The sequence below is a fragment of the Rhodococcus sp. Ni2 genome, assembly GCF_021352185.1.
Taxonomy (GTDB): domain Bacteria; phylum Actinomycetota; class Actinomycetes; order Mycobacteriales; family Mycobacteriaceae; genus Rhodococcus_F; species Rhodococcus_F qingshengii.
Map to the genome: position 1 here is coordinate 1,928,526 of NZ_WOXZ01000002.1, position 25,388 is coordinate 1,953,913.

The 25,388-nt window shown below is 63.7% G+C and carries 23 protein-coding genes; 20 read left to right on the top strand and 3 right to left on the bottom strand.

Annotated features, from left to right (window positions below; all coding sequences use genetic code 11):
* The first annotated feature begins 61 nt into the window (after positions 1–61).
* The 3 genes from GN300_RS22565 (at position 62) to GN300_RS22575 (ending at position 3,386) form a co-directional block, all read left to right on the top strand.
* Positions 62–1,060: an NAD(P)H-dependent glycerol-3-phosphate dehydrogenase gene (locus tag GN300_RS22565; protein ID WP_030535420.1), complete on the top strand. Its 999-nt coding sequence runs from the start codon at positions 62–64 to the stop codon at positions 1,058–1,060.
* A complete protein-coding gene (locus GN300_RS22570; RefSeq protein ID WP_063316586.1) occupies positions 1,057–2,208 on the top strand; it encodes a cystathionine gamma-lyase in 1,152 nt (383 codons plus the stop codon). The genes GN300_RS22565 and GN300_RS22570 overlap by 4 nt, the downstream gene beginning before the upstream one ends.
* A gap of 71 nt (positions 2,209–2,279) precedes the next feature.
* Positions 2,280–3,386 carry a D-alanine--D-alanine ligase family protein gene (locus GN300_RS22575; protein WP_042450837.1) on the top strand — a complete coding sequence of 369 codons (1,107 nt, stop codon included), beginning with the start codon at positions 2,280–2,282 and terminating at the stop codon, positions 3,384–3,386.
* Here the strand turns inward: GN300_RS22575 and GN300_RS22580 are convergent, their stop codons facing one another.
* Positions 3,387–4,079 (bottom strand): DUF3515 domain-containing protein, encoded by a 693-nt coding sequence (locus GN300_RS22580; protein WP_003942765.1) that lies wholly within the window; start codon positions 4,077–4,079, stop codon positions 3,387–3,389.
* 77 nt (positions 4,080–4,156) lie between these two features.
* Between GN300_RS22580 and GN300_RS22585 the strand changes: the two genes are divergently transcribed.
* From GN300_RS22585 to GN300_RS22595, 3 genes are read left to right on the top strand one after another with little or no spacing between them, the layout of a single operon-like run.
* The gene (locus GN300_RS22585; RefSeq protein ID WP_175280102.1) at positions 4,157–5,206 is read left to right on the top strand and encodes a thiamine-phosphate kinase; all 1,050 of its coding nucleotides are present in this window, start codon (positions 4,157–4,159) and stop codon (positions 5,204–5,206) included.
* Positions 5,207–5,215: 9 nt separating this feature from the next.
* Positions 5,216–5,737, top strand: coding sequence for a gamma carbonic anhydrase family protein (locus tag GN300_RS22590; RefSeq protein ID WP_007729328.1), 522 nt, complete (start codon positions 5,216–5,218; stop codon positions 5,735–5,737).
* Entirely contained in the window at positions 5,737–6,408 is a 672-nt protein-coding gene (locus tag GN300_RS22595) for a uracil-DNA glycosylase (protein WP_042450832.1), read from the top strand. The genes GN300_RS22590 and GN300_RS22595 overlap by 1 nt, the downstream gene beginning before the upstream one ends.
* Before the next feature lie 66 nt (positions 6,409–6,474).
* Here GN300_RS22595 and GN300_RS22600 read toward each other — a convergent pair whose 3' ends face one another.
* Both GN300_RS22600 and rpmB read right to left on the bottom strand, forming a co-directional pair.
* Positions 6,475–7,269: an enoyl-CoA hydratase-related protein gene (locus GN300_RS22600; protein ID WP_019747947.1), complete on the bottom strand. Its 795-nt coding sequence runs from the start codon at positions 7,267–7,269 to the stop codon at positions 6,475–6,477.
* A 131-nt stretch (positions 7,270–7,400) separates the two neighbouring features.
* Positions 7,401–7,592 carry a 50S ribosomal protein L28 gene (gene rpmB, locus GN300_RS22605; RefSeq protein WP_003942669.1) on the bottom strand — a complete coding sequence of 64 codons (192 nt, stop codon included), beginning with the start codon at positions 7,590–7,592 and terminating at the stop codon, positions 7,401–7,403.
* Between the two features lie 333 nt (positions 7,593–7,925).
* Here rpmB and GN300_RS22610 point away from each other — a divergent pair, with 333 nt between their 5' ends.
* The 14 genes from GN300_RS22610 (at position 7,926) to smc (ending at position 25,370) form a co-directional block, all read left to right on the top strand.
* Entirely contained in the window at positions 7,926–9,635 is a 1,710-nt protein-coding gene (locus tag GN300_RS22610) for a DAK2 domain-containing protein (RefSeq protein ID WP_050656645.1), read from the top strand.
* A gap of 73 nt (positions 9,636–9,708) precedes the next feature.
* On the top strand, positions 9,709–11,970 hold the full coding sequence (gene recG / locus GN300_RS22615; RefSeq protein ID WP_063316741.1) for an ATP-dependent DNA helicase RecG: 2,262 nt from the start codon (positions 9,709–9,711) through the stop codon (positions 11,968–11,970).
* A 120-nt stretch (positions 11,971–12,090) separates the two neighbouring features.
* Entirely contained in the window at positions 12,091–15,495 is a 3,405-nt protein-coding gene (locus tag GN300_RS22620) for a pyruvate carboxylase (RefSeq protein ID WP_003942675.1), read from the top strand.
* Positions 15,492–16,058, top strand: coding sequence for a 16S rRNA (guanine(966)-N(2))-methyltransferase RsmD (gene rsmD / locus GN300_RS22625; RefSeq protein ID WP_030535425.1), 567 nt, complete (start codon positions 15,492–15,494; stop codon positions 16,056–16,058). Before GN300_RS22620 ends, rsmD begins: the two co-directional genes overlap by 4 nt.
* A complete protein-coding gene (coaD, locus tag GN300_RS22630) occupies positions 16,055–16,549 on the top strand; it encodes a pantetheine-phosphate adenylyltransferase (protein ID WP_003942776.1) in 495 nt (164 codons plus the stop codon). Before rsmD ends, coaD begins: the two co-directional genes overlap by 4 nt.
* Positions 16,550–16,680: 131 nt before the next feature.
* On the top strand, positions 16,681–17,442 hold the full coding sequence (locus tag GN300_RS22635; protein WP_003942696.1) for a DivIVA domain-containing protein: 762 nt from the start codon (positions 16,681–16,683) through the stop codon (positions 17,440–17,442).
* Positions 17,443–17,631: 189 nt separating this feature from the next.
* Complete coding sequence (locus GN300_RS22640) at positions 17,632–18,192, top strand: DUF177 domain-containing protein (RefSeq protein WP_007729319.1); 561 nt, start codon at positions 17,632–17,634, stop codon at positions 18,190–18,192.
* Positions 18,193–18,194: 2 nt separating this feature from the next.
* Positions 18,195–18,377, top strand: coding sequence for a 50S ribosomal protein L32 (rpmF, locus tag GN300_RS22645; protein ID WP_007729318.1), 183 nt, complete (start codon positions 18,195–18,197; stop codon positions 18,375–18,377).
* 19 nt (positions 18,378–18,396) lie between these two features.
* Entirely contained in the window at positions 18,397–19,170 is a 774-nt protein-coding gene (gene rnc, locus GN300_RS22650; protein ID WP_003942759.1) for a ribonuclease III, read from the top strand.
* A gap of 8 nt (positions 19,171–19,178) precedes the next feature.
* Positions 19,179–20,048 (top strand): bifunctional DNA-formamidopyrimidine glycosylase/DNA-(apurinic or apyrimidinic site) lyase, encoded by an 870-nt coding sequence (mutM, locus tag GN300_RS22655; protein WP_003942752.1) that lies wholly within the window; start codon positions 19,179–19,181, stop codon positions 20,046–20,048.
* 42 nt (positions 20,049–20,090) lie between these two features.
* Positions 20,091–20,543 carry an OsmC family protein gene (locus tag GN300_RS22660; protein ID WP_003942740.1) on the top strand — a complete coding sequence of 151 codons (453 nt, stop codon included), beginning with the start codon at positions 20,091–20,093 and terminating at the stop codon, positions 20,541–20,543.
* A complete protein-coding gene (locus GN300_RS22665; RefSeq protein WP_042450824.1) occupies positions 20,543–21,466 on the top strand; it encodes an SMP-30/gluconolactonase/LRE family protein in 924 nt (307 codons plus the stop codon). Before GN300_RS22660 ends, GN300_RS22665 begins: the two co-directional genes overlap by 1 nt.
* A 5-nt stretch (positions 21,467–21,471) precedes the next feature.
* Positions 21,472–21,756 (top strand): acylphosphatase, encoded by a 285-nt coding sequence (locus GN300_RS22670; protein ID WP_007729313.1) that lies wholly within the window; start codon positions 21,472–21,474, stop codon positions 21,754–21,756.
* 26 nt (positions 21,757–21,782) lie between these two features.
* Positions 21,783–25,370, top strand: a complete 3,588-nt coding sequence (gene smc / locus GN300_RS22675; protein WP_063316585.1) for a chromosome segregation protein SMC — start codon at positions 21,783–21,785, stop codon at positions 25,368–25,370.
* Positions 25,371–25,388 lie beyond the last annotated feature (18 nt).

Here is a 25,388-nt window from a genome sequence, read left to right on the forward strand (position 1 = left end):
TACTCTGTGCAGACGATTTTTCTGGCGGCGACCCGCTTCGCCGGGTAGACGGGGTGAGCGTGTGAGTAAGGCAGCTGTATTGGGCGCAGGTTCGTGGGGAACGGCGTTGGCGAAGGTGATGGCCGAGGCCGGAACCGACGTGACGATGTGGGCCAGGCGTGAAGAGGTCGCGAAGCGCATCGACACCACGCACGAGAACAGCGACTATCTGCCAGGCATTGCTTTGCCTTCGTCGATTCGCGCGACCCACCACCACGAGGAGGCGATGGCAGGTGCTGACTTCATCGTGCTTGCGGTTCCCTCGCAGTCGCTACGAGCAAACCTGGAGCAGTGGAAAGGCTCGATCGGGCCCGATGCGACTCTGCTGAGTCTGGCCAAGGGAATCGAGACCGGGACGCTCATGCGCATGAGCCAGGTCATCGTGTCGGTGACCGGCGTGGAACCGGGGCGCGTCGCGGTGCTCTCGGGCCCGAATCTTGCACACGAGATCGCCGGCGGGCAGCCCGCGGCGACGGTGATCGCCTGTTCGGATTCCTCGCGTGCCCTCGCTCTCCAGGATGCTTGTGCTACCGGCTATTTCAGGCCGTACACCAACTCCGACGTCATCGGATGCGAGATCGGTGGTGCGTGTAAGAACGTGATCGCGCTGGCCTGCGGCATGGCCGCCGGCAGTGGATTCGGCGACAACACGGTCGCCAGCATCATCACCCGTGGGCTCGCCGAGACGATTCGTCTCGGCGTTGCGCTCGGCGCCAAGGCGTCGACTCTTGCAGGCTTGGCGGGTGTCGGTGACCTGGTAGCGACATGCACGTCCGAGTTGTCGCGAAACCGGACGTTCGGAGAGCGGCTCGGACGAGGCGGGTCAATGGAGTCGGCACAGAAGGCAACCAACGGTCAGGTCGCCGAGGGCGTGAAGTCGTGCACGTCGGTACGCGCACTCGCTGCCGGATACGACGTGGAGATGCCGTTGACCGACGCGGTCCACCGGGTGTGCCACGAAGGCATGGCCGTCAGCGATGCGATCGGTCAGTTGCTCGGACGCCGGACGAAGCCGGAATGAGTGAAATCGGTGTGGGTCGCTTCGAGGATTACGGGGATTCGACGCGCAGCGTGAGCGCCGTCGCGCGCGAACACGCCGCGGGTCAGCCCATGCAACTGGGCCCGATATTCGCTGCGCCGTACCAACTTTCGGCGGACGAAGGTTCCGAGTCCGATACCTATGCACGTGCATCGAACCCGGGTTGGCGCGGACTCGAATCCGCGCTCGCGGCGCTCGAGAGAGCGGACCACGCCCTCGTCATGGGATCGGGGATGTCCGCGATCACCGCTACCTTGCGCAGCGTCGTCGTCGCGGGGGATACCGTCGTCGTGCCCTCGGACGGGTATTACCAAGTGCGGTTGTACGCGAACGAGCGCCTCGCGCCGTTGGGAATCACCGTTCGCGAGGTTTCGACTCTGCAGATGGGCGACGCGAGCTTCGTAGATCTGCTCGACGCGTCACCGGGCCGCGTGGTCGTCGTCGCCGAGACGCCGTCCAACCCGGTGCTGGACGTGGTCGACCTTCGCGTGCTCGCCGACGTGTGCCACCGTTCGGGTGCGCTGCTGATCGTCGACAACACGACCGCGACACCGCTGGGTCAGCGCCCGCTCGAATTGGGTGCCGACGTCGTGGTGGCCAGCGGTACCAAGGCTCTCAGCGGGCACAGTGACCTCCTGATGGGTTACGTCGCCACCTCCGATACGGCGGTGAGTCGGCAAATCGAGCGTGAGCGACTTCTCTCGGGAACGGTGCTCGGCCCCTTCGAGACGTGGCTTGCGCACCGGAGTCTCGGCACGGCAGGCCTGCGATTCGGGCGTCAGTGCGACAACGCGCTGGCGCTTGCCGAGATGTTGGTGGATCACAAAGCAGTCCGGTCCGTTCGTTACCCCGGCCTTCGCGGTGACCCGTCCTATGCAACGGCATCCGGTCAGATGAATCGATTCGGTGGATTGGTGAGCGTCGAGTTGGATTCGGCTCAGGCATTCCACTCGTTCGTCGAAGCGAGCGCTCTCGTCACGGCTGCTACCAGCTTCGGCGGGATCCACACGACGGCGGATCGCCGTGCGCGCTGGGGCGATCCGGTCAGTGCGGGGTTTGTCCGAATCGCTTGTGGCATCGAGGACACCGCCGATCTCCTGGCCGACATCGAGCGCGCACTCGACGCGTAAACGGGCCGGGTCGACGAAATCGGTCCGGCCCGATCGCGTGCCGCAGTCGATTCGGCGGTACGGTTTGACGCGTGAACAGCAGTCGTACCCGCGTGGCCGTGATCTTCGGTGGCCGGAGCAATGAGCATTCAGTGTCCTGTGTTTCCGCCGGAAGCGTCCTGAGCAACCTCGACCCCGATCGGTACGACGTCGTACCGATCGGCATCACCGTCGACGGTTCCTGGGTGCTCGGTTCGAGCGACCCCAGTTCCCTCGCGATCAGCGGGCGCGCGCTGCCGTCGGTCGACAAAGACGGAACGTCGGTGGTCCTCAGCGCGGACCCCACCCGCGAGGGCGAGGTCATCTCCTTCGACGGCTCCGACGCCGGTGCTGTGCTCGCGTCGGTCGACGTCGTGTTCCCCGTTCTTCATGGGGCTTACGGCGAAGACGGCACGATCCAGGGTCTGCTCGAACTTGCCGGGGTTCCGTACGTCGGACCCGGAGTTCTGGCCAGCGCCGCCGGCATGGACAAAGAGTTCACGAAGAAGCTTCTTGCTGCTGAAGGACTTCCCGTCGGAGTGCAGGTCGTGCTTCGACCGGGAACCGCAACGCTGACCGAAGAGCAGAAGGCGGAATTGGGCCTTCCGGTTTTCGTCAAGCCCGCTCGTGGAGGCTCGTCCATCGGCATCACTCGGGTGAGCAATTGGGACGGTCTGGACGGGGCGATCGCTCATGCACGCCTGCATGATCCCAAGGTGATCGTCGAAGGCGCGATCATCGGCCGCGAGGTGGAATGCGGTGTCCTCGAATTCCCGAACGGCGACGTCAAGGCGAGTGTGGTCGCCGAGATCCGGATGCCGGATTCCGACGCCGATTCGGACGCGTTCTACGACTTCGACACCAAGTACCTCGACGACGTCTGTGAATTCGACATCCCCGCGAAACTCGACGAGTCGGTGAGCGACCAGATCAGGGAGCTTGCTGTCCGCGCGTTCAAGGCACTCGATTGCCAGGGACTCTCGCGGGTCGATTTCTTCGTCACGGCTGACGGCCCGGTGATCAACGAGATCAACACGATGCCCGGGTTCACTTCCATCTCGATGTACCCGAAGATGTGGAACGCCACCGGAATCGATTACCGCACTTTGATTTCGACTCTGGTCGACACCGCCGTCGCTCGCGGCACCGGCCTTCGCTGATCAGGGAACCGCGACCGGCGCCGGGTCGAGAGGCTTCTGTTCGAGAGTCGCCGTGATGGTGTCGGAGATTTCCTGAATCGGCGTCGGACCGGTCCCGTCGGGGATCGTGATACCGATGTATTCACCGCGGTCTACGGCAAACCAAGTGCTCGCTGCCAAACCGATGTCGGTTCCCGAGACCTGGAACCACTGGACACCGTTCACGACCTGTAGTGCTGCAGCCTGGTCGAACTCGGACGGACGGTCGAGTCCGCAGCGCAAGACGATCGGCTCTCCTTCGCTGCGCTGCCACGCTGCCGCACCGGCCGGAGCAGGTTCTACCAATTCGGCTTTCGTGAAGTCGTCGATCTTGTCGGGGAGCGCGCCGAGAAGGGAAACGCAGGCCGGCGACTCCGCTGCCGGTGCCGGCACGGGTCCCAATGCAACCGGCGAGAGTTCAGGGTTGTTTCCCGCGACGACGGCCGCGATCACTACTCCGACGATCAGGGCTACCGGGAGTGCGATGGCGGTGGCGATCAGCGCCGGACTGCGGCGCTCTGACGGATCGTCGTCGCCGTCGGGGTCGATGTCGGCGTTGTCTGCGGTGGAGGTGTTTTCTGCCATGCTCAGTTCTTCGCTCGGGTCCTGGTCCAGTCGATCAGCGGTCTTGTCACTTCTGAGAGCATGTCGGTGAATCGGTAGGATTGCCGACACACGCGTGAGCTTGCAGAAGCATTCACGACCACAGCTAGAAGGTACCGCAGGCCGCTTACGAGCGAATTGCGTCGGCATTGGAGAGACTCATCGCATCATCGGAGTTCACTGCATCATCAGAGTTCACTGCGTCATCGGAGTTCGGGTCGGAGCCCACTGTCGAGCAGGTGGGGGAGTTCGACGTGATCGCGCGATCACTTCTCGGCCGAATCCAACCGGTCACCACTGAATTGGGACCGGGTGACGATGCCGCCATCGTGACTTCCGGAGACGGCCGTGTGGTCGTCTCGTCCGACATGTTGGTCGAAGGTCGACATTTCCGAATGGATTGGTCTTCACCACGCGACATCGGCCGGAAGGCAGTGGCACAGAACGCTGCTGATGTGGTCTCGATGGGAGCGCGGCCGACGGCCTTCACGGTGTCTCTGGGGTGCCCGCCTTCGACACCCGTCGACGTGGTCGACGCAATCTCCGCGGGAATCTGGGACGCGGCAACCGATCTGGGTGCCGGTGTGGTCGGCGGTGACCTGGTCCAGTCACCGGTGATCGTGGTGTCGGTGACCGTGCTCGGCGATCTCGGTGGCCGTGCGGCAGTTCTGCGTTCGGGAGCAAAGATCGGTGACAAGATCGCGGTCGCCGGGTTGTTCGGTTGCTCGGCAGCAGGGTTGGCACTACTGCTCGACGAAGCCGTACTGCTCGACAAGCCCGCAAACTTTCCAGATTTGCTTGCCTCCCATCGCGTTCCGAATCCTCCGTATCAATCGGCATGGGACGCCGCAGAATCAGCACATTCCATGACGGACGTGTCCGACGGATTGATCGCGGATCTTCGACATCTCGCAGAGGCCTCGCACGCGCGGTTCGACATCTTCTCGGCTGCGGTTCCGACCTCACCCGATGTCGCATCGGCGGCCGAGGCGCTCGACGTCGATCCGCTGGACTGGATCCTCTCCGGTGGTGAAGATCACGGATTCGCAGCAACTTTCGGGCCTGAGGTCGAGATTCCGTCGGGTTGGATCGTGATCGGTGAGGTTGCCGCCGGTTCGGGCGTGAGCGTCGACGGTTCGCTTCGCGAGAGCGGCGGGGGCTGGCACAGCTTTTCGACCACCGGCACCACCGCGGTATAGGTTGCTTTCATGGCTGTATATGCACTTGGAGACAGAGTTCCGGACATTCATCCGGACGCATACGTCCACCCGGACGCGGTGGTGATCGGCGCCGTGACTCTCGCAGCGGGTACCTCGATCTGGCCGCAAGCGGTATTGCGTGGTGACTACGGAACCATTTCGGTGGGAATCGGATCGAACATCCAGGACGGAACCGTCATCCATTGCACCGCCATCGATGCGACTGTCATCGGTTCCGGTTGCGTCGTGGGCCACAACGCGCACATCGAGGGATCGACCATCGAGGACCATTGCCTGATCGCGTCGGGGTCAGTTGTTCTCAACGGAACGGTGATCGGGACGGGGTCGATCGTCGCCGCTGGTGCGGTGGTGGCCAACAAGATGCAGGTTCCGCCGCGCAGCATGGCACTCGGTGTCCCCGCCAAGGTCCGTGCGGGATACGAGGTTCCGCTCGGTCACCTCGACGGCAACGTCAAGATGTACGCAGCCAATGCGGCGTACTACCGCGACGCGTTGCGCAGGCTCGACTGATGGCGCCGCTTGCAGAGATCGTCGACCCAGGGTGGGCGCGAGCACTCGAACCGGTGTCGGAGCAGATCACCGCGATGGGTAAGTTCTTGCGCGAAGAGATCGCTGCGGGACGGGAGTACCTACCGGCGGGGGAGAACGTTTTGCGTGCGTTCACGAACCCTTTCGAGGACGTTCGAGTGCTCATCGTCGGTCAGGACCCTTATCCGACGCCCGGTCACGCTGTCGGGTTGAGCTTTTCGGTTGCACCGGACGTGCGGCCGGTTCCGCGAAGTCTCGGCAACATCTACAAGGAGTATCACCAGGATCTCGGGTTGCCGATACCGCCGAACGGCGATCTGACGCCGTGGTCGAAACAAGGTGTGCTGCTTCTCAATCGCGTTCTCACCGTGCAGCCGGGTCAAGCCGCTTCTCATCGTAAGAAGGGCTGGGAGCCGGTGACCGAGCAGGCTATCCGCGCTCTGGTCGCGCGGTCGTCGCCGATGGTGGCGATCTTGTGGGGTCGTGACGCGGCCACTCTCGCGCCGATGCTCGGCGACACACCGATCATCGAATCCGCGCACCCGTCACCGCTTTCGGCCTCGCGTGGCTTCTTCGGTTCGCGCCCCTTCAGTCGTGCGAACGAACTCTTGACCGGACTCGGAGCCGATCCGGTCGACTGGAATCTGGGCTGATCGAACGGTGTCTGCACGAACCGGCCTGCCGAACGTCGAGTCGCGACGTTCGGCACGGCAGTTCGACTAGGCCTGCTTTGCGGAAGTGAAATCGGGGCGACGCTTGTCGACGAATGCGTCGACACCCTCGCGCCCGATCGGGCTGTTCGCCGCGAGGGCGATGGACGCGGCTTCGGCGTCGAGTTGCTCGGCGAGCGAGTTCGTCCGCGACGAACGCAGCAGTGCTTTGATTCCCGAGTACGACGTACTCGGTCCGTTGGCCAGAGCGCGGGCGAGGCGAGCTGCCTCTTCTTGGACCTCGTCGTCACCGACGAGTCGGGTGAGGATCCCCAGGCGGACGGCTTCGTCGCCACCGATCACCGAATCGTTGAGAAGAATCTCGCGAGCGCGTGCCACGCCGACGATGCGTGGAAGCGTCCACGACATTCCGCCGTCCGGGGTGAAACCGATGGAGGGGTACGCGGGGCGAAGCTTGGTGCCGGTGCCGCCGATTGCGACGTCGGCGAGGCAGACCAGGCTCATTCCGGCGCCGGCAGCCCATCCGTGGACCCCGGCCACCACTGGAGCGGTCGCAGCGTCGAGCGCGCGAACGAACACGTGGAAGACGCGGGCAACCTCGGCCACGTACTCGCCGCGGTCAGGGGCTGCGGCGAACGCACGGACGTTGCCGCCGGCACAGAAGTTTGCGCCTTCGCCGACCAGAAGGATGCTCCCGATGTCGTTTCCGACTGTCTCGAGCGCCTGCGCGCCCTGAACCAGTCCTTCGTCGTCGAGGGAGGTGCCGTTGGCGGCGGTGGAAATGGTGATGCGGAGTACGCCCTCGTCGAGGGTCACTTTGCTCAGGTCATCGATGGAAGTCACTCAACGCACATTACGGGTGTCCGACAGCCATGCGAAACACGGGGACACATAGATACAGCCACATAGATACAGCTCTGCCCCCGTTACCGAAGTGACGGGGGCAGAGCCTGCAATAGTTTGTGCTCGGGCAATCAGCCCCGAGCGACCTTGCCTGCCTTCAGGCAGGAGGTGCACACGTTGACCTTACGGGTGTTACCCGGGGCAACCTCGGTACGAACAGACTGAATGTTCGGGTTCCAGCGACGATTGGTACGCCGGTGCGAGTGCGAGACCGACTTACCGAAGCCGGGCCCCTTGGCGCATACGTCGCAGACGGCAGCCATAGTCGCGAACTCCTTGTTAGAAATGAATATTGAAGTGGTTACCCTACACGGTAGGGCAGCCAGAATTACAATCCGAATATACTCGACTTCGAACCGATCCTTGACCGCTCACTGTGCAGCCGAACGTGAAAACAGTCAATCAGCAACAAACAAAGTGCAGCATTATTTCGTGTAGCCCGTTCGAGGCAACCGTGTAAGAGTAACCGCTTCCGGCCCGAATGGCCAAACCGCCCGGTAATGACGGTTGCGCAGAAGCGTCGGACTACCCTCGACTGCACCGATCACCGATCTCTTTTTCATCGTCAGTCTTTCCATCGTCGAGGGGAACCGTCAGTGGGGGAAGTGCAACGCGTCGCCGAAGAAGCGGAATCCGTCGCGGACGGACATCTGCTGCGGCGCTGGGCCCGCCGGGCGGTCGACAGCCTCCAGAAACGTCGCGGTGAGATCAACAACCTCAACGTCTTTCCCATCCCTGATTCGGATACCGGCACCAATCTGCTGTTCACGATGCGGGCTGCACTCGATTCCGCCGAGACGATCGAGGACGACGTCCGCAGTGCGGGCCGCGTCGCCAACGCTCTGGCTCGGGGCGCCGTGTCCGGTGCTCGCGGTAATTCCGGAGTGATCCTCTCCCAGGTGATCCGGGGCATCGCCGAGAGCGTTCAAGGTGAGCACATCGACGGCCGTAGCTTCGCGAACTCGCTGACCACGGCGACGACGCTGGCCTCTCGGGCTGTCTCCGATCTGGTGGAAGGCACCATCGTCACGGTATTGCGTGCATCGGGAGAAGCAGCGCAGGAGTGCGTCGACACCAGGACACCGAGCGGCGAGGATCTTGCATCCGTGGTTGCCGCCGCTGCCGACGCCGCTGCGGTCGCACTGAACAAGACGCCGGAGCAACTGGACGTTCTCGCGTCCGCCGGGGTGGTCGATGCCGGGGGATTCGGTCTGGTTCTGATCCTCGACGCCTTTGTCGAGGTGCTGACCGGGAAGCCGCAGGTTCGCGAAGATCTGGGGACGCCGGACCCGAGGTCGAGCGCAGTTGTCGACGTCAGCGCATTCGATCACGATTGGGCTCACAAGAGCCCGATCGAATGTGGTGATCACTCGGAACAGGATTTCGAGGTCATGTACCTCGTCGACGACTCCGACGACGATCGCATGACGGCGCTGCGCACGCGGCTGTCCGTCCTCGGAGATTCGACGGTCATCGTCAGCGACGGTTTCGGCGGCTGGTCGGTGCACGTGCATTGCTGCGATGCCGGTGCAGCCGTGGAAGCCGGCCTCGAGGCCGGGAAGGTTCACGGTATTCGCATCAGCAGTTTTCTCGTCGACGAACGCGACCAGTTGGTGGCACGGGCGGAGAGGCGATTCCCCGGGGCCGGCGCGCGCGGCGTACTGGCCGTCGTTGCCGGTGACAGCGCGGCGGCGTTGTTCGAGAGTGAGGGTGCGACGGTTCTTCGGTGCGACGATGCGCCGGTGACACGCGCACAACTGCTCGGCCGCATTCGTCAAATGGAACGCAGCGAAGTTCTGGTGCTTCCGAACGGAGCTTTGACCGCTCAGGAACTCGTCGCAGTCAGTGCCGCTGCACGCGATCCGCTTCACCAGGTTCTGCTGCTGTCGACGTCGTCGATGGTCCAGGGCCTGGCAGCACTTGCCGTTCACGACCCTCAGCGCAACGTCGCCGACGACGGCTTCACGATGTCCGAGGCGGCGGCCGCCACGCGATGGGGATCGTTGCGGATCGCGGTCGAGCGTTCGCTGACCTACGTCGGGACATGTGATCCGGGTGACGCGATCGGTCTGATGGGGCACGAGGTGGTGCTCATCGGTCCCGACGTCGCGGAGTCGAGTGCGCGACTGGTCGACCTCGCGCTCGGATCCGGTGGCGAACTCGTGACCCTACTCATGGGCGCAGACGCGCCGGACGACCTGGCCGGGCAGCTCGAGGCGCACGTCGTCGCGCACCACCCGGGCGTCGACGTGCTCGTCTATCAGGGTGATCAGCCGGGTGACCTGTTCCAGTTGGGCGTGGAGTGATCGAACCGGGTCTGTCGGTGACTGCTGATATACGAACACATGTGCTTACCGCGACACTGTGCTGGAGGAACTGATGGCGACGCTCGCCGACCCACTCGATCGGCTGCTGGGAAAGAAGACCGCGGACGCGCTCGACGAGGCATTCGAGATCCGCACCGTCGAGGACCTGCTGCGTCACTACCCACACCGGTACGCGTCGGCAGGCAAGGAGCTTGCCGAGAAGGAGCCGCCCGAGGGTGAGCACATCACCATCATCGCGCGGGTGGCGTCGGCGGCCGTCGTGAAGATGAAGAACCGTCCGGGGCAGATGTTGCGAGTATCGCTGGCGACTGATTCGCAGACCGTGGACGTCACGTTCTTCAACCCGCAGAAGGTGCGGCACGTCATCAAGCCCGGCGTTCGGGCGATGTTCTCCGGGACGGTGAAGTACTTCCGCGGCAAGTGGTCTCTCACTCATCCGAGCTACCTGATTCTCCCGGAACCTCGTGTCGGCGAAGAGGATTCGGTAGTTCCGCTTGCATCCATCAAGGGAGCCGGTGACCTTGCGGGCCTGGCTCGCGCAAATCAGGATCCCGGCGCCGAACTCGATCTGTCCGTCTTCGACCGCGCATTGATCCCGCTGTACCCGGCGACCCGCGAGGTCGAGAGCTGGACCATCATGCGGTGCGTGCGGCAAGTGCTCGACCAACTCGATCCGATCGAGGAGCCGTTGCCCGCCGAGACTCGGGCCGAGCACGGATTCATCGGTTTGGACGAGGCGCTGCGCACCGTTCACCTGCCAGATACCAAGGAAGACATCGAACGAGCACAGGATCGTCTGCGTTTCGACGAGGCGCTGTCTCTGCAGTTGGTCCTCGCGATGCGTCGTCACGACAATTCCGAGCGTGTGGCTCCGGCCTGCGCTCCGGTCGCCGGCGGGATCGCGGACCAGTTCGAGGAGATGCTCCCGTTCACTCTGACGGAGGGACAGCAAGCAGTTGCGGAGGAGATCTCCACCGACCTTGCCCGCCCACACCCGATGAGCCGCCTTCTTCAGGGCGAGGTCGGGTCAGGCAAGACGATCGTGGCTCTGCGCGCGATGCTGCAGGTCGTCGATGCGGGTTATCAGTGCGCGTTGCTCGCACCCACCGAGGTCCTGGCAAATCAGCACGCGCGATCACTGCGCAAGATGATGGGCTCGCTGGCTGCAGGTGGTGAACTCGGTTCTGCCGAACATTCCACCCGTATCGCCCTTCTTACCGGCTCGCTGCCAGTCGCTGCGAAGCGCGCAGCTCTGCTCGAAGCCGTGACCGGCGACGCCGGGATCGTCATCGGTACCCATGCGCTCATTCAGGACAACGTCGAGTTCTTCAACCTCGGCATGGTTGTCGTCGACGAGCAACACCGCTTCGGCGTCGAGCAACGTGATCAGTTGCGATCACGTGGCCGTGAAGGACTCAGTCCGCATCTGCTGGTGATGACGGCAACGCCGATTCCGCGAACCATCGCCATGACGGTGCTCGGCGACCTCGAGGTCTCGACCCTGCGAGAGCTTCCACGTGGGCGAACCCCGATCAAGAGCAGTGTCGTGCCCGCGAAGCAGAAGCCGCAGTGGGTCGATCGCGCATGGGAACGAATCCGTGAGGACGTAGCCGACGGCCGTCAGGCGTACGTCGTGTGCTCGCGGATCGGTGACGGCGAGCAGGGTGCAGGCGAAGACCAGTTCACCGAGGAGAAGCAGCCCGAGACCAAGTCGGCGGTCGACGTCTTCGAAGAGTTGTCGAGTGGTCCGCTGGCCGATCTGCGAGTCGGGTTGCTGCACGGTCGACTGCCTTCCGACGAAAAGGACGTGGTGATGAGCGCGTTCAACGTCGGTGACATCGACGTCCTCGTCTGTACGACCGTTGTCGAAGTCGGTGTCGACGTTCCGAACGCGACGGTGATGGTGATCGTCGACGCCGAGCGGTTCGGCGTCAGTCAGCTCCATCAGTTGCGTGGCCGCGTCGGTCGAGGGAAACACCAGGGACTGTGCATCCTCGTCACCGGAAGCAATCCCGGGGGACCGGCGTACGAGCGGCTCTCGGCGGTGGCAGCGACCAACGACGGGTTCGAACTGGCTCAACTCGACCTCGCGACCAGACGTGAAGGAGACATCCTCGGTGCGGCGCAGTCGGGCACAACCTCGAATCTGCGGCTGCTTTCCCTCATGGCCCATGGAGACATCCTCGAGTCCGCCAGGGAGTTCGCTCAGGGAATCGTCGACTCCGATCCGTCGCTCGACGGTCATCCCGCCCTCGCGTCCATGGTGACCGCTGCCCTGGACTCCGACCGGATCGAGTACCTCGAGAAGTCGTGAAGGGTATGACGACAAGCTGAAATCGAATAGCACGAGGACCGCCGGGTTGGTTTCTCGATTCAGTCCGAAATATGAGACTCCGCATGTAGACGCAAGATGAAATCGGGGTAGTTTTCTCGAATGTTCTCCAAAGTGCTCGTCGCGAACCGCGGCGAAATTGCGATCCGTGCCTTCCGCGCCGCCTACGAACTAGGTGCCGGAACCGTCGCGGTGTTCCCGTACGAGGATCGGAATTCGATCCACCGTCTCAAGGCAGACGAGAGCTACCAGATCGGGGAGAAGGGTCACCCCGTTCGCGCGTATCTCTCGGTCGAGGAAATCGTCGCCGCCGCCAAGAGCGCCGGAGCCGACGCCATCTACCCCGGTTACGGTTTCCTCTCCGAGAACCCGGACTTGTCGGCGGCGTGTGCCGAGGCAGGCATCAAGTTCGTTGGCCCGTCCGCCGAGATCCTCGAGTTGACCGGAAACAAGGCTCGGGCCATCGCAGCGGCAAAGGCCGCCGGTCTCCCGGTGCTCGCGTCTTCGGAGCCGTCAGCGGACATCGACGAGTTGCTCGCAGCCGCCGAGGACATGACCTTCCCGCTCTTCGTCAAGGCTGTCGCAGGCGGCGGTGGGCGCGGAATGCGCCGCGTTGCGGAGCGCTCACAACTCAAGGAATCGATCGAAGCCGCAGCGCGCGAAGCGGAATCGGCCTTCGGCGATTCGACGGTCTTCCTCGAGCAGGCCGTCATCGACCCCCGGCACATCGAAGTGCAGATCCTCGCCGACGAGCAGGGCAACGTCATCCACCTCTTCGAGCGTGACTGCTCGCTGCAACGTCGCCACCAGAAGGTGATCGAGCTCGCTCCGGCGCCCAATCTCTCCGAAGAGTTGCGCGCCAAGATCTGTGCCGACGCCGTCGCCTTCGCGAAGGAGATCGGATACACGTGCGCGGGCACCGTCGAGTTCCTTCTCGACAAGCGCGGCAACCACGTCTTCATCGAGATGAACCCGCGAATTCAGGTCGAGCACACCGTCACCGAAGAAGTGACGGACGTGGACCTGGTCCAGTCGCAGCTCAAGATCGCGTCCGGTTCGACGCTTGCAGAACTTGGTCTGTCACAGGAGACGATCAAGCTTCGCGGCGCGGCGCTGCAGTGCCGCATCACGACCGAGGATCCGGCAAACGGATTCCGCCCGGACACCGGCCGTATCACCGCGTACCGCACCCCGGGCGGAGCCGGTATCCGCTTGGACGGTGGCGCCACACTCGGCGCCGAGGTCGGAGCGTACTTCGATTCCATGCTGGTCAAACTCACTTGTCGCGGTCGCGACCTCGAAGCCGCTGTGGCGCGAGCTCGCCGCGCGGTCACCGAGTTCCGCATTCGTGGTGTCTCGACCAACATTCCGTTCCTGCAGGCGGTTCTCGACGACCCGGACTTCCGGGCCGGACGTGTGACGACCTCCTTCATCGAGGAACGTCCTCAGTTGCTGACTCTGCGTTCTTCGGCAGACCGCGGCACGAAGATCCTGACCTACCTCGCGGATGTGACGGTCAACAAGCCTCACGGTGAGCGGCCCTCGGCGGTGTACCCGCAGGACAAGCTGCCCAAGATCGATCTTTCGACACCCCCTCCTGCCGGTAGCCGTCAGCGCCTGCTCGAACTCGGACCCGAAGGTTTCGCGAAGGCACTGCGTGAGCAGAAGGCCGTCGGCGTCACCGACACCACCTTCCGTGACGCGCACCAGTCGTTGTTGGCCACGCGAGTTCGAACCAGTGGACTGCTCGGAGTTGCCGGGCACGTTGCGCGGTTGACGCCGGAACTGCTCTCGATCGAAGCCTGGGGCGGCGCGACCTACGATGTGGGACTTCGCTTCCTGCACGAGGATCCGTGGTACCGGCTTGCCGCACTGCGCGAGGCGATTCCCAACATCTGCCTCCAGATGCTTCTTCGCGGTCGAAACACGGTGGGCTACACGCCGTATCCCGAAAAGGTCACGCGCGCATTCGTTCAGGAAGCCACCGACACCGGCATCGACATCTTCCGAATCTTCGACGCGCTCAACAACGTCGACCAGATGCGCCCTGCCATCGACGCGGTGCGTGAGACCGGAACGGCTCTCGCCGAGGTGGCGTTGAGCTACACCGGCGATCTGTCGGATCCGAACGAAACGCTGTACACGCTCGACTACTACCTGAAGTTGGCAGAAGAGATCGTCGATGCGGGCGCTCACGTGCTCGCGATCAAGGACATGGCAGGCCTGCTGCGCGCTCCGGCAGCTACCAAGCTGGTGACCGCGCTACGCAGCAACTTCGATCTGCCGGTTCACGTTCACACGCACGACACTCCCGGTGGACAGCTGGCGACGTACTTCGCCGCTTGGCAGGCGGGCGCCGACGCAGTCGACGGTGCTTCCGCGGCACTGGCCGGAACCACCAGCCAGCCTGCGCTCTCGGCCATCGTCGCCGCTGCCGCGCACTCCGAGTTCGACACCGGACTGAACCTGCAGAACGTGTGCGACCTCGAGCCGTACTGGGAGGCGCTGCGAAAGGTGTACGCGCCGTTCGAATCCGGATTGCCGGCGCCGACGGGTCGCGTGTACACGCACGAGATTCCGGGAGGCCAGCTCTCCAACCTCCGGACGCAGGCCGTTGCTCTCGGTCTCGGCGACCGGTTCGAAGAGGTCGAAGCCAAGTACGCCGACGCAGACCGCATGCTCGGGCATCTCGTGAAGGTGACGCCGTCGTCGAAGGTCGTCGGCGACCTCGCCCTCCACCTTGTCGGCGCCGGCGTGCCTTCGGAGGAGTTTGCCGCAGATCCGGCGAAGTTCGACATTCCCGACTCCGTGGTGGGCTTCCTGCGCGGTGAACTCGGTACGCCTCCCGGTGGTTGGCCGGAACCGTTCCGCAGCAAGGCACTCGAAGGACGTGGCCAGGCCAAGCCCGAAGCGACGTTGTCCGCTGAGGACGAGGTGCTGCTAGAGGGCTCGTCGAAGGACCGTCAGGCGACGCTGAATCGTCTGCTGTTCCCCGGCCCGACAAAGGAATTCCTCGAACACCGCGAGAAGTACGGTGACACGTCGCGGCTTTCGGCGAACCAGTTCTTCTACGGTTTGCGGCGCGGCGACGAGCACCGGGTCGAGTTGGCTCCCGGCGTGGAACTGATCATCGGTCTCGAGGCGATCTCCGAGCCCGACGAGCGCGGCTACCGCACTGTCATGTGCATCCTGAACGGCCAGCTGCGCCCGGTCTCGATCCGCGATCGCTCCATTGCCAGTGACGTACCGGTGGCGGAGAAGGCCGACAAGAACAACCCGGGCCACGTGGCTGCACCGTTCGCGGGCGTCGTGACGCTCGCGGTGAAGGAAGGCCAGAAGATCGAGGCCGGCGACACCGTGGCCACGATCGAAGCAATGAAGATGGAAGCGGCGATCACCTCGCCGCGCGCCGGCGTCGTCTCTCGGATCGCGATCAGCGCCGTCCAACAGGTCGAGGGCGGAGACCTGCTGGTGGTCGTCTCGACGGGGGAGAGCGCCGCAGAGTGACACGCATCATCTCGGGACTTGCGGGCGGTCGACGCCTGCGAGTCCCGCCGAGCGGCACCCGTCCGACGTCGGATCGGGTTCGTGAGGCGCTGTTCAGTGCTCTCGAAGCGCGCATCGATCTCGAAGGGTGCGCGGTTCTCGACCTCTTTGCGGGTTCGGGTGCTCTCGGCCTCGAGGCGCTCTCGCGGGGAGCCGAGCACGTTGTTCTCGTGGAATCGGATGCCAAGGCTGCTGCCGTCATCAAGGCGAACATCGGCACTGTCGCGTTGCCTGGGGCGACGGTTCGCGCCGCTCCGGTTGCGGCCGTGGTCTCGGGTCCGAGCGCGCGTGAATACGACATCGTGATCGCGGACCCACCGTATGCGGTAACCGACGAGGCCGTCGTGTCCATGCTCACCGATCTGCAGGCCAACAAATGGGTGGGGGAGGGCACGATCGTGGTACTCGAACGATCGTCGCGCTCGCCGGAGACCGTGTGGCCTCAGGGCTACGAGCCGATCAAGGCCAAGAACTACGGTGAAGCCCGCATCGAGCTGGCCACCTGCTACGGTCTGGACTCATGACTGGCGCCGTCTGCCCCGGATCCTTCGACCCTGTGACCAACGGTCACCTCGACGTAATCGGAAGAGTTGCTGCGCAATTCGACGAGGTCGTGGTCACCGTGCTGATCAACAAGAGCAAGCGTGGCATGTTCACGATCGACGAGCGGATCGAGATGCTCGAAGACGCGACGAGTCACCTGCCCAACGTTCGCGTCACGTCGTGGCACGGATTGTTGGTCGACTACGCGAAACAAGAAGGCCTCAGCGCGATCGTCAAGGGTCTGCGCGGCGCGAACGACTTCGATTACGAGCTGCAGATGGCTCAGATGAATCAGAAGCTCACGGGCGTCGACACACTGTTCGTCGCCACGAATCCGACGTACAGCTACCTGTCGAGTTCTCTGGTGAAGGAAGTCGCGACTTTCGGCGGCGACGTCTCCGACATGTTGCCGGCCAAAGTGCATTCTCGGCTACTCGCACGTATCGCCGAGCGAGCAGCCGAAAACAGCTGATCCCCGACACACCGACCACGACGACACCCCGTTGGCCGTTCTTCCGGCAAACTTGGACAGGAACGGGCACAGGTCCGAGTGGACCGGTGACGATGTGGGCCGATTTCGGCCGGTAGAGATTGGGGTTGCTTGTGTACCGCGTATTCGAGGCACTGGACGAACTGGTCGCAATTGTCGAAGAGGCGCGCGGTGTTCCCATGACCGCAGGGTGTGTTGTGCCTCGCGGTGACGTACTCGAGCTACTCGACGACGTCCGGGACGCAATTCCGAGCGAGCTGGACGACGCTCAGGACGTCCTCGATCATCGCGACAAATTGGTCGGTGACGCGCGAGCAAACGCTGAGAAGACGGTCAGCAGCGCCAATGCCGAGGCAACCTCGACTGTGGAGAACGCACGCGACGACGCCGACCGGATTCTGTCCGATGCCAAGGCTCAGGCCGATCGCATGGTTGCCGAAGCGCGTGCGCACGCCGATCAGTTGGTCGAGGACGCCGAAGCAGAAGCGGAACGGACCGTCACCGACGGCCGTCGTGAGTACGAGGCCGTCACCGGACGGGCGCGTGCCGAGGCCGATCGGATGATCGAGTCCGGCCAGGCCTCGTACGAACATTCGGTGGCGGAGGGAACGGCGGAGCAGGCTCGTCTGGTGTCGCAGACCGAGGTTGTCCAGTCCGCTCACGCGGAATCCGCGCGAGTGATCGACGCCGCTCATGCCGAGTCCGACAGGATGCGTTCGGAGTGTGACCTGTACGTGGACACCAAGTTGGCCGAGTTCGAAGAGTTCCTCACCGGGACCGTTCGGTCGGTCGGGCGTGGTCGTCAACAGCTTCGAACGGGTTCGGGAGTTCCCGACTACCAGGACGACGATCGTCGTTCCGAGCGGCGCCGATAGAGCAGACAAGTCAGTCGAGGGTGGGTCGTCCGATATGGGGCGGCCCACTTTTTCGTGGATCGAATTGGGATTTGCCTTGTAGCTGCCGTATTGTGGAGTGGTTGCCCATACCAGTTTCAACAGTTAGGTGAGTTCTCTTTGTCAACGCATCGTCGTAGTTCGTCGCATCAGTCAAGTGATGCGGGATTTTTGCTGGACACGGTCAAGCTCGGTCGTCGTCCAGGGTCGATGCGTACCGTCGAGAGAACAATTCAGTCCCCGAACCGTATCGGTCTCGATCTGATCGCGATCGAAGCGGGCGCGGACATAGATCTCGATCTTCGTCTCGAAGCAGTGTCCGAAGGCGTTCTCGTCACCGGAAACGTGCACGCACCCACCAAGGGTGAATGCTCGCGGTGCCTTGAACCTTTCACCGACACCGTGGACATCTATCTCACGGAGTTGTTCGCTTACCCGGACAGCACCACCGAGGAGACGACGGAAGAGGGAGAGGTCTACGCGGTCGAAGACGACGAAATCGACCTCGAACCGGTCATCGTCGATGCAGTCGGGCTGGCGCTTCCGCTCCAGCCTCTGTGCAGTGACGATTGCCTGGGATTGTGCTCAGAATGTGGCATTCGCCTGGCGATTGCGGAATCTGGGCATGGGCATGACATACTTGATCCTCGCTGGGCTGGTCTCGCGGCCAAATTTGGCGTGGAATCAAACACCAGCGAAAATCTTGTGATCACCGAAGCCGAGGAGAAGTAGAAGTGGCTGTCCCCAAGCGCAAAATGTCGCGATCCAACACGCGGTCGCGTCGTAGCCAGTGGAAGACCACTGTGCCCACCCTCGTTACCTGCCCCAACCGTGGCTGTGGCGAGCAGACCCTTCCCCACATCGCATGCCCGTCATGCGGTACTTACAAGGGCCGCCAGGTAACCGCTGCTGTCTAGTTCTCCCCGGAGAAAGACTATGACGAGCGAAAATACAGTTTCAGCCGCCGGCGGCGAGGGCAATCACGACAAGCTCCTCGCCGCTGTCGGCGTAGATATAGAGCCCGGTCTTCTGACCCTGGCTCTCACGCACCGCTCGTACGCGTACGAGAACGGCGGACTGCCCACGAATGAGCGCCTCGAGTTCCTCGGGGATTCCGTTCTCGGCGTCACGGTGACCGAAAATCTCTACCTGTCCCACCCGGACAAATCCGAAGGTGATCTGGCGAAGATCCGTGCCAGCGTGGTCAACATGCATGCACTCGCCGAGGTTGCCAGGACTCTGGGTGAAGGTGGACTCGGAGCACACCTGCTGCTGGGTAAGGGCGAGGAAATGACGGGCGGCCGTGACAAGCCGTCCATTCTCGCCGACGGTATGGAGTCGATTCTCGGCGCCATCCACCTGCAGCACGGCATCGAGACTGCGCGACGCGTCGTCCTCGATCTGTTCGACGATCTACTCACTCGCGCACCGCTTCTGGGCGCGGGTCTGGATTGGAAGACGAGTCTGCAGGAACTGACCGCAGAACACGGTGCCGGAGTTCCCGTTTACGAGATCACCGCCACAGGACCCGATCACGACAAGGAATTCACGGCCACCGTTCTCATCAGTGGCAAACCCTTGGGTGTCGGTGTCGGTCGTTCCAAGAAGGAAGCCGAGCAGAAGGCAGCAAGTTCGGCATGGAAGACGATGTCGGAGAATGCCGCTGCTACCGCAGTCGCTGCTGACGACACGCCTGATCTTGCCGGCTGAGTTCACTCTTGCCTGAGCTTCCCGAAGTCGAAGTCGTTCGCCGCGGCCTACAGTCTCATGCTGTAGGTGCGGCGATCGAGGCCGTCGAGGTACTCCATCCCCGCGCGATCAGGCGCCACATTCTCGGTTCCGAGGACTTGATCGGCCAACTCACCGGGCAGACCATCGCTTCGGCAGAGCGTCGCGGCAAGTACCTGTGGCTGGTTCTCGAGCCTGCCGGTGTCGGACTGGTGGTTCATCTCGGGATGAGCGGACAGATGCTGGTCCAACCCCCGACAGTCGACTGGGAAAAGCACCTACGCATTCGGTTGGCCCTCGATTCCGGGGCCGATCTTCGATTCGTCGATCAGCGGACCTTCGGTGGCTGGTCGATTTCACCCCTCGTCGAGGTCGACGGAACGATGCTGCCCGAGTCGGTGGCGCACATCGCCCGCGATCCCATGGATGCGGCGTTCGATCTCGAATCCGTCGTGAAAGTCCTGCGGGGCAAGCACACCGAGATCAAGCGCGCGATTCTCGACCAGACGGTGGTCTCCGGAATCGGAAACATCTACGCCGACGAATCATTGTGGCGCGCCAAGATTCACGGCAACCGAATCGCCGAAACGCTTACCAGGCCCAAACTTCGAGAACTGTTGACCGCGGCACACTCGGTGATGGGTGAAGCGCTCGATCAGGGCGGTACGTCCTTCGACGCGCTTTACGTGAACGTCAACGGGGAATCGGGCTACTTCGACCGGTCGCTGTCGGCGTACGGGCAGGAAAACCTCCCGTGCCCGCGATGCGGCGCGCCGATCAAGCGTGAGAAGTTCATGAATCGATCGTCGTTCAGTTGCCCGCGGTGCCAGCCGACCCCGAGGGCACGGCGAATCGCCTAGGTCTCCCGCCCCTTCGGTTCGGCGGAGTGGCAAGATTGCGTCATGGCTGAACAGACTCCCGACACCACTGCAACCGCCCCGGCTCACACGGAGCTTTGGGTCGAACGAACCGGAACCCGCCTCTACACCGGCAAGAGTTCGCGCGGCGCAGAGGTTCTCATCGGCTCCGAATCGGTGCCAGGAGTCTTCACGCCCGGCGAACTCCTCAAAATTGCACTGGCCGCATGCACGGGGATGAGCTCCGACTTCCCGATCTCGCGCCGGCTCGGTGACAACTACGACGCGACGGTCCGAGTGTCCGGAGCCGCCGATCGTGAAAACGAAGTCTACCCGCAGCTCGACGAGGTCCTCGAGCTCGATCTCAGCGAGTTGGATGCCGAGGCACAGCAGCGCCTCATCACTCTCGTCGAGCGTTCCGTGGACAAGGTATGCACGGTCGGGCGCACGCTCAAGGCCGGAACCAAGGTCACTCTGTCGTTCGACACGGAAGCCTGATGTTCCGCGCCGGCAGCGTTGTCGCTGCGATCGCACTGGGTTCCGTTGTGGCGCTGAGTGCTCCAGCGCAGGCCTCGGTCCCGGCCGACGGCTCGGCCGGTAGTTGCGGCACATGGACGTCGAGCGTCGTGACGACTGGTGCCGGAATGCTCGAGAACCTCGAATTCGACGGCAACGGATCGATGGTGTTGTCGCAGTCGGCTCTGATCGGGCCGGGTGCACTGCTGAAAGTGGCGCCGGACGGAACACGGACAACTTTGGTCGGTGACGTCACCGGACCTGGCGGTCTGGTCGCGCGTGAGGGATCCGTGTACTTCACCACGGGCAACTCGACTGTCTCGGGACTGTTCGGAATCGCCGACGGCAGCCTCCGCAAGGTCGACGTCGCAGACGGGTCGGTGACAACGATCGCCGACGGTCTGGTGATGCCGAACGGGCTTGTGCAGCTGGACGATAACCGTTTCCTCACTGCCCGCACACTCGCCAGGCCGGGGCTCACGGTCGTCAACAGTGACGGAAGCAGTTCGATCGTTCGTGAAGACCTCGGCACCGTCGACGGCCTCGCACGCTCCGGTTCGACGATCTACGTGAGCACGACCTTCGACATGGTCACCGCCGTCCACATCCTCGACGCAAACGATCTGGGCGGGCCGGTGCGAACGATCACGCTCCCCGGGTTCGGTCCGGCAAACATGGCGGACGATCTGACCGTCGGACCGGACGGCGCGTTGTACGTCGCATTTAATGCCGGCGGCAAAGTTGTTCGCGTCGATCCGGATTCGGGATCTTCGTGTGAGATCGCCTCGGGTCTGCCGTTCACATCTGCGGTCAAGTTCGGCGCCGGACCGGGCTGGGATCCCAACGCGCTCTACACCACCGGATTCCTGGGTGACGTTCACCGTCTCGAACGTGTGGCGGGCTGAGCGTCATGGCTGAAGCAGCGCCTGTGCGGTTGACGGCGTGGGTTCACGGATACGTTCAAGGCGTCGGGTTCCGGTGGTGGACCAGGGCCCGCGCTCTCGAACTCGGATTGATCGGATATGCGTCCAATCAGCGTGACGGTCGAGTGCTCGTCGTGGCGGAAGGCCAACGCACGCAGCTCGAGCGATTGGTGGAGCTGCTGCGCTCCGGCACTACCCCGGGCACGGTGGATCTCGTGGTCGACAGCTGGGACACCGCCAGGGGCGACCTGACAGGGTTCGTCGAACGCTGACCTGTTTGGCGGTAAAGTTTCCCCCCATGCACCTCAAGAGTCTGACACTCAAGGGATTCAAATCCTTTGCGTCGGCAACGACTCTTCGGTTCGAGCCGGGAATTACCTGTGTGGTCGGCCCGAACGGCTCGGGTAAATCCAACGTCGTCGATGCGTTGACCTGGGTGATGGGCGAGCAGGGCGCCAAGGCCCTGCGCGGCGGCAAGATGGAAGATGTCATCTTTGCCGGCACCTCCGGCCGCGCGCCGCTGGGCCGCGCCGAGGTGACCTTGACCATCGACAACGCCGACGGGGCGCTCCCGATCGAGTACTCCGAGGTGTCGATCACGCGCCGGATGTTCCGCGACGGCGCGGGGGAGTACGAGATCAACGGCTCGTCCTGCCGTCTGATGGACGTCCAGGAACTGCTCAGCGACTCCGGCATCGGCCGCGAAATGCATGTCATCGTCGGGCAGGGACGGCTCGCCGCGATCCTCGAATCCCGTCCCGAAGATCGACGCGCCTTCATCGAAGAAGCCGCGGGAGTCCTCAAACATCGCCGCCGCAAGGAAAAAGCGGTGCGCAAACTCGATTCCATGCAGGCCAATCTTGCTCGCCTCAGTGACCTCACCGCGGAACTGCGTCGGCAACTCAAACCGCTGGGACGCCAAGCCGAGGTTGCTCGGCGAGCACAGACGGTCCAGGCTGACCTGCGTGATGCAAAGATGCGTCTGGCTGCTGACGATCTGGTGACCCGTCGAAACCAATTGAACGACCAGGCGCAGGACGAGAAAGCGGCCCGTGAACAGCACAACCAGGTGGCGGCTGCGCTCGACGAGGCCAACCTCGAACTCGGGCGCCAGGAGCAAGCTCTCGCTCGTCTGACTCCGGGATCGGAAGCCGCTGCGCAGAGTTGGTTCCAGCTTTCCGCGCTTGCCGAACGCGTCAACGCCACCGTGCGCATCGCCCGCGAGCGTGCGCGTCATCTCGACTCCGAACCTGTCGGCAACCGCGGCCAGGACCCGGACGAGATGGAGGCGCGCGCCGAACGTCTTGCTGCCGAGGAGGCCGAACTCCTCGAAGGCGTCGAAATCGCGCGAGCGGCGTCGGAAGCTGCTCGGGACCAGCTCGCAGCCACCGAAGATGCTGCAGCAGAAGCGGAACGGGCGCACATGGCGGAAGTTCGTGCCGTCGCTGACCGCCGTGAAGGTCTTGCTCGACTCTCCGGTCAGGTCGACACTCTGCGTACCCGCGTCGAATCCGTCGACGCGGAAGTGTCTCGGCTGACCGACGCGATCGACGAGGCTCGTCTGCGTGGCGATGCCGCACAGGCCGAGTTCGACACGGTGCAAGAAAGCATCGGGGACCTCGACGCCGGTGAAGTCGGCCTCGATACCAATCACGAACGCGCCATCGAGGCTCTCGAGATGATCGACGCGCGCGTCGAAGAGCTTCGTGAGGAAGAAAAAACGAGCGGGCAACGCATCGCTTCGCTCCGGGCGCGCATCGAGGCACTGTCGATGGGTTTGCAGCGCAAGGACGGTGGCGGCTGGCTGCTCGAACACCGCGGCGACGACGGCATCACCTCGCTGGTCGGATTGATTCACGTCGAACCCGGCTACGAGGCCGCGATCGCTGCCGCGATGGGGCCGGCGGCGGACGCCGTCGTGGCGCAGTCGCTGGACTCTGCTCGCTCCGCTGTGACAGCACTGGCCGATCAGGACGGTGGACGTGCATCACTGATCGTGAGCGGTGAACCGGCGATCAAGCGCGAGGCCGAGATCGCGCCGGGTAGTCGTCCGGCCGTCGACGTCATCGACTGCCCTGACGAGTTGCGTGCCGGATTGACCGCCATCCTCGATGGCGTCGTCCTGGTCGAGACTCTCGATGACGCGATTCGAGTTGTTGCTGACCACAAGGGAATTCGCGCAGTGACGCGTTCTGGCGATCTGCACGGTTCGGGGTGGATGATCGGTGGCTCGGATCGGCAACCGAGCACGCTCGAGGTGCAGGCGGCGATCGACGCGTCAGCAGCGGAACTGGCGGCAACGGAGAGCCGATCCGAGGAACTCGACGCGGCGCTGTCCGGCGCTCTGGCCGAACAAGCCGCTCGACGCGAGACCGCGGAGCAAACTTTGGCAGCGCTCAACGAGTCGGACGCCGCCATGTCCGCCATCTACGAGCAGTTGGGCAGATTGGGGCAGGCAGCACGAGTCGCCCACGCGGAATCCGAGCGGTTGACCGCCCAGCGAGTGCGTGCCGAGGAGGGCCGCGGTGAGTCGCTGACAAAGCTCGCGGATCTGGAGGAACGTCTGCGCGTCGCCGAAACCGACGGCAGTGCACCGGGACACGGTGCGGAATCGACCGCTGCCGATCGCGAAATGGCCGCAGCAGCGCTCGCCGAAGTGCGCATCGTCGAAATGGATGCTCGCCTTGCCGTGCGCACCGCCGAAGAGCGTGCGGAATCCGTACGCGGAAAGGCCGATTCGCTTCGGCGTGCGGCCGCCGCGGAACGAGAAGCGCGGATTCGCGCCGAGCGGGCTCTGCGCGCCAGAGCGCACGCTGCGGAAGTTGCAGCTGCCGTCGCCGAGTCGGGACAGCGCGTGGCGGCCGAACTCGAGACCGTCGTCGCCGCGGCTCTTGCTCACCGCGACGAGTTGGCTCGGGCCCGCACCGAGTGCACGGCCAAGCTGGATCAGGTCCGCGAGACAGTCCGAGCACTGACCGGACAACTCGCTTCGCTCTCCGACGCCGTCCACCGCGACGAGGTAGCGAAGGCACAGGCAGCGCTGCGCATCGAACAACTCGAGGAGTCGATCCTCGATCAGTACGGTATCGGCCTCGACGATCTGATCGCCGAGTACGGGCCCGAGGTCGAACTGCCGCCGACCGCTCTCGAAATCGAGGAGTACGAGCAGGCCAAGGAGCGTGGGGAGCAGGTCACCGCCCCCGCTCCGCTTCCGTACGACCGCGCGACTCAGGAACGGCGCGCCAAGCGGGCCGAGAAGGACCTCGCCACCCTCGGCAAGGTCAATCCGCTGGCGCTCGAGGAATTCGCAGCTCTCGAGGAGCGGTACACCTTCCTCTCCACTCAGCTCGAGGACGTCAAGACCGCACGCAAGGACCTTCTTGCTGTGGTCGCAGACGTCGACGCACGAATTCTGCAGGTGTTCACCGAGGCCTATGCCGACGTCGAGCGTGAGTTCGTGGGAGTGTTCGAGAAATTGTTCCCCGGGGGAGAAGGGCGGCTGGTCCTCACCGATCCCTCGGACATGCTCACCACCGGCATCGAAGTCGAGGCGCGTCCGCCCGGTAAGAAGGTCAAGCGGTTGTCGTTGCTGTCAGGCGGCGAGAAGTCGTTGACCGCGGTGGCCATGCTGGTCGCGATCTTCCGGGCACGCCCGTCCCCGTTCTACGTGATGGACGAAGTCGAGGCGGCGTTGGACGACACCAACCTGCGGCGGCTGATCGGACTCTTCGAACAATTGCGGGAGAAGTCGCAGTTGATCGTGATCACTCACCAGAAACCGACGATGGAAATCGCCGATGCGTTGTACGGCGTCAGCATGCGCGGCGACGGCATCACCACCGTGATTTCGCAGCGACTTCGCGGTCAAGACATGGCCTCGACGTAAGCCCTGCTCACTTTCCGG

What these genes read in the sequence shown, in the direction of transcription:
- GN300_RS22570 (WP_063316586.1), top strand. Translation starts at nt 1,057, where the DNA reads ATGAGTGAAATCGGTGTGGGTCGCTTCGAGGATTACGGGGATTCGACG.
- GN300_RS22590 (WP_007729328.1), top strand. Translation starts at nt 5,216, where the DNA reads ATGGCTGTATATGCACTTGGAGACAGAGTTCCGGACATTCATCCGGAC.
- GN300_RS22595 (WP_042450832.1), top strand. Translation starts at nt 5,737, where the DNA reads ATGGCGCCGCTTGCAGAGATCGTCGACCCAGGGTGGGCGCGAGCACTC.
- rpmB (WP_003942669.1), bottom strand. Translation starts at nt 7,592, where the DNA reads ATGGCTGCCGTCTGCGACGTATGCGCCAAGGGGCCCGGCTTCGGTAAG.
- recG (WP_063316741.1), top strand. Translation starts at nt 9,709, where the DNA reads ATGGCGACGCTCGCCGACCCACTCGATCGGCTGCTGGGAAAGAAGACC.
- GN300_RS22620 (WP_003942675.1), top strand. Translation starts at nt 12,091, where the DNA reads ATGTTCTCCAAAGTGCTCGTCGCGAACCGCGGCGAAATTGCGATCCGT.
- coaD (WP_003942776.1), top strand. Translation starts at nt 16,055, where the DNA reads ATGACTGGCGCCGTCTGCCCCGGATCCTTCGACCCTGTGACCAACGGT.
- rnc (WP_003942759.1), top strand. Translation starts at nt 18,397, where the DNA reads ATGACGAGCGAAAATACAGTTTCAGCCGCCGGCGGCGAGGGCAATCAC.
- GN300_RS22660 (WP_003942740.1), top strand. Translation starts at nt 20,091, where the DNA reads ATGGCTGAACAGACTCCCGACACCACTGCAACCGCCCCGGCTCACACG.
- GN300_RS22665 (WP_042450824.1), top strand. Translation starts at nt 20,543, where the DNA reads ATGTTCCGCGCCGGCAGCGTTGTCGCTGCGATCGCACTGGGTTCCGTT.
- GN300_RS22670 (WP_007729313.1), top strand. Translation starts at nt 21,472, where the DNA reads ATGGCTGAAGCAGCGCCTGTGCGGTTGACGGCGTGGGTTCACGGATAC.
- smc (WP_063316585.1), top strand. Translation starts at nt 21,783, where the DNA reads ATGCACCTCAAGAGTCTGACACTCAAGGGATTCAAATCCTTTGCGTCG.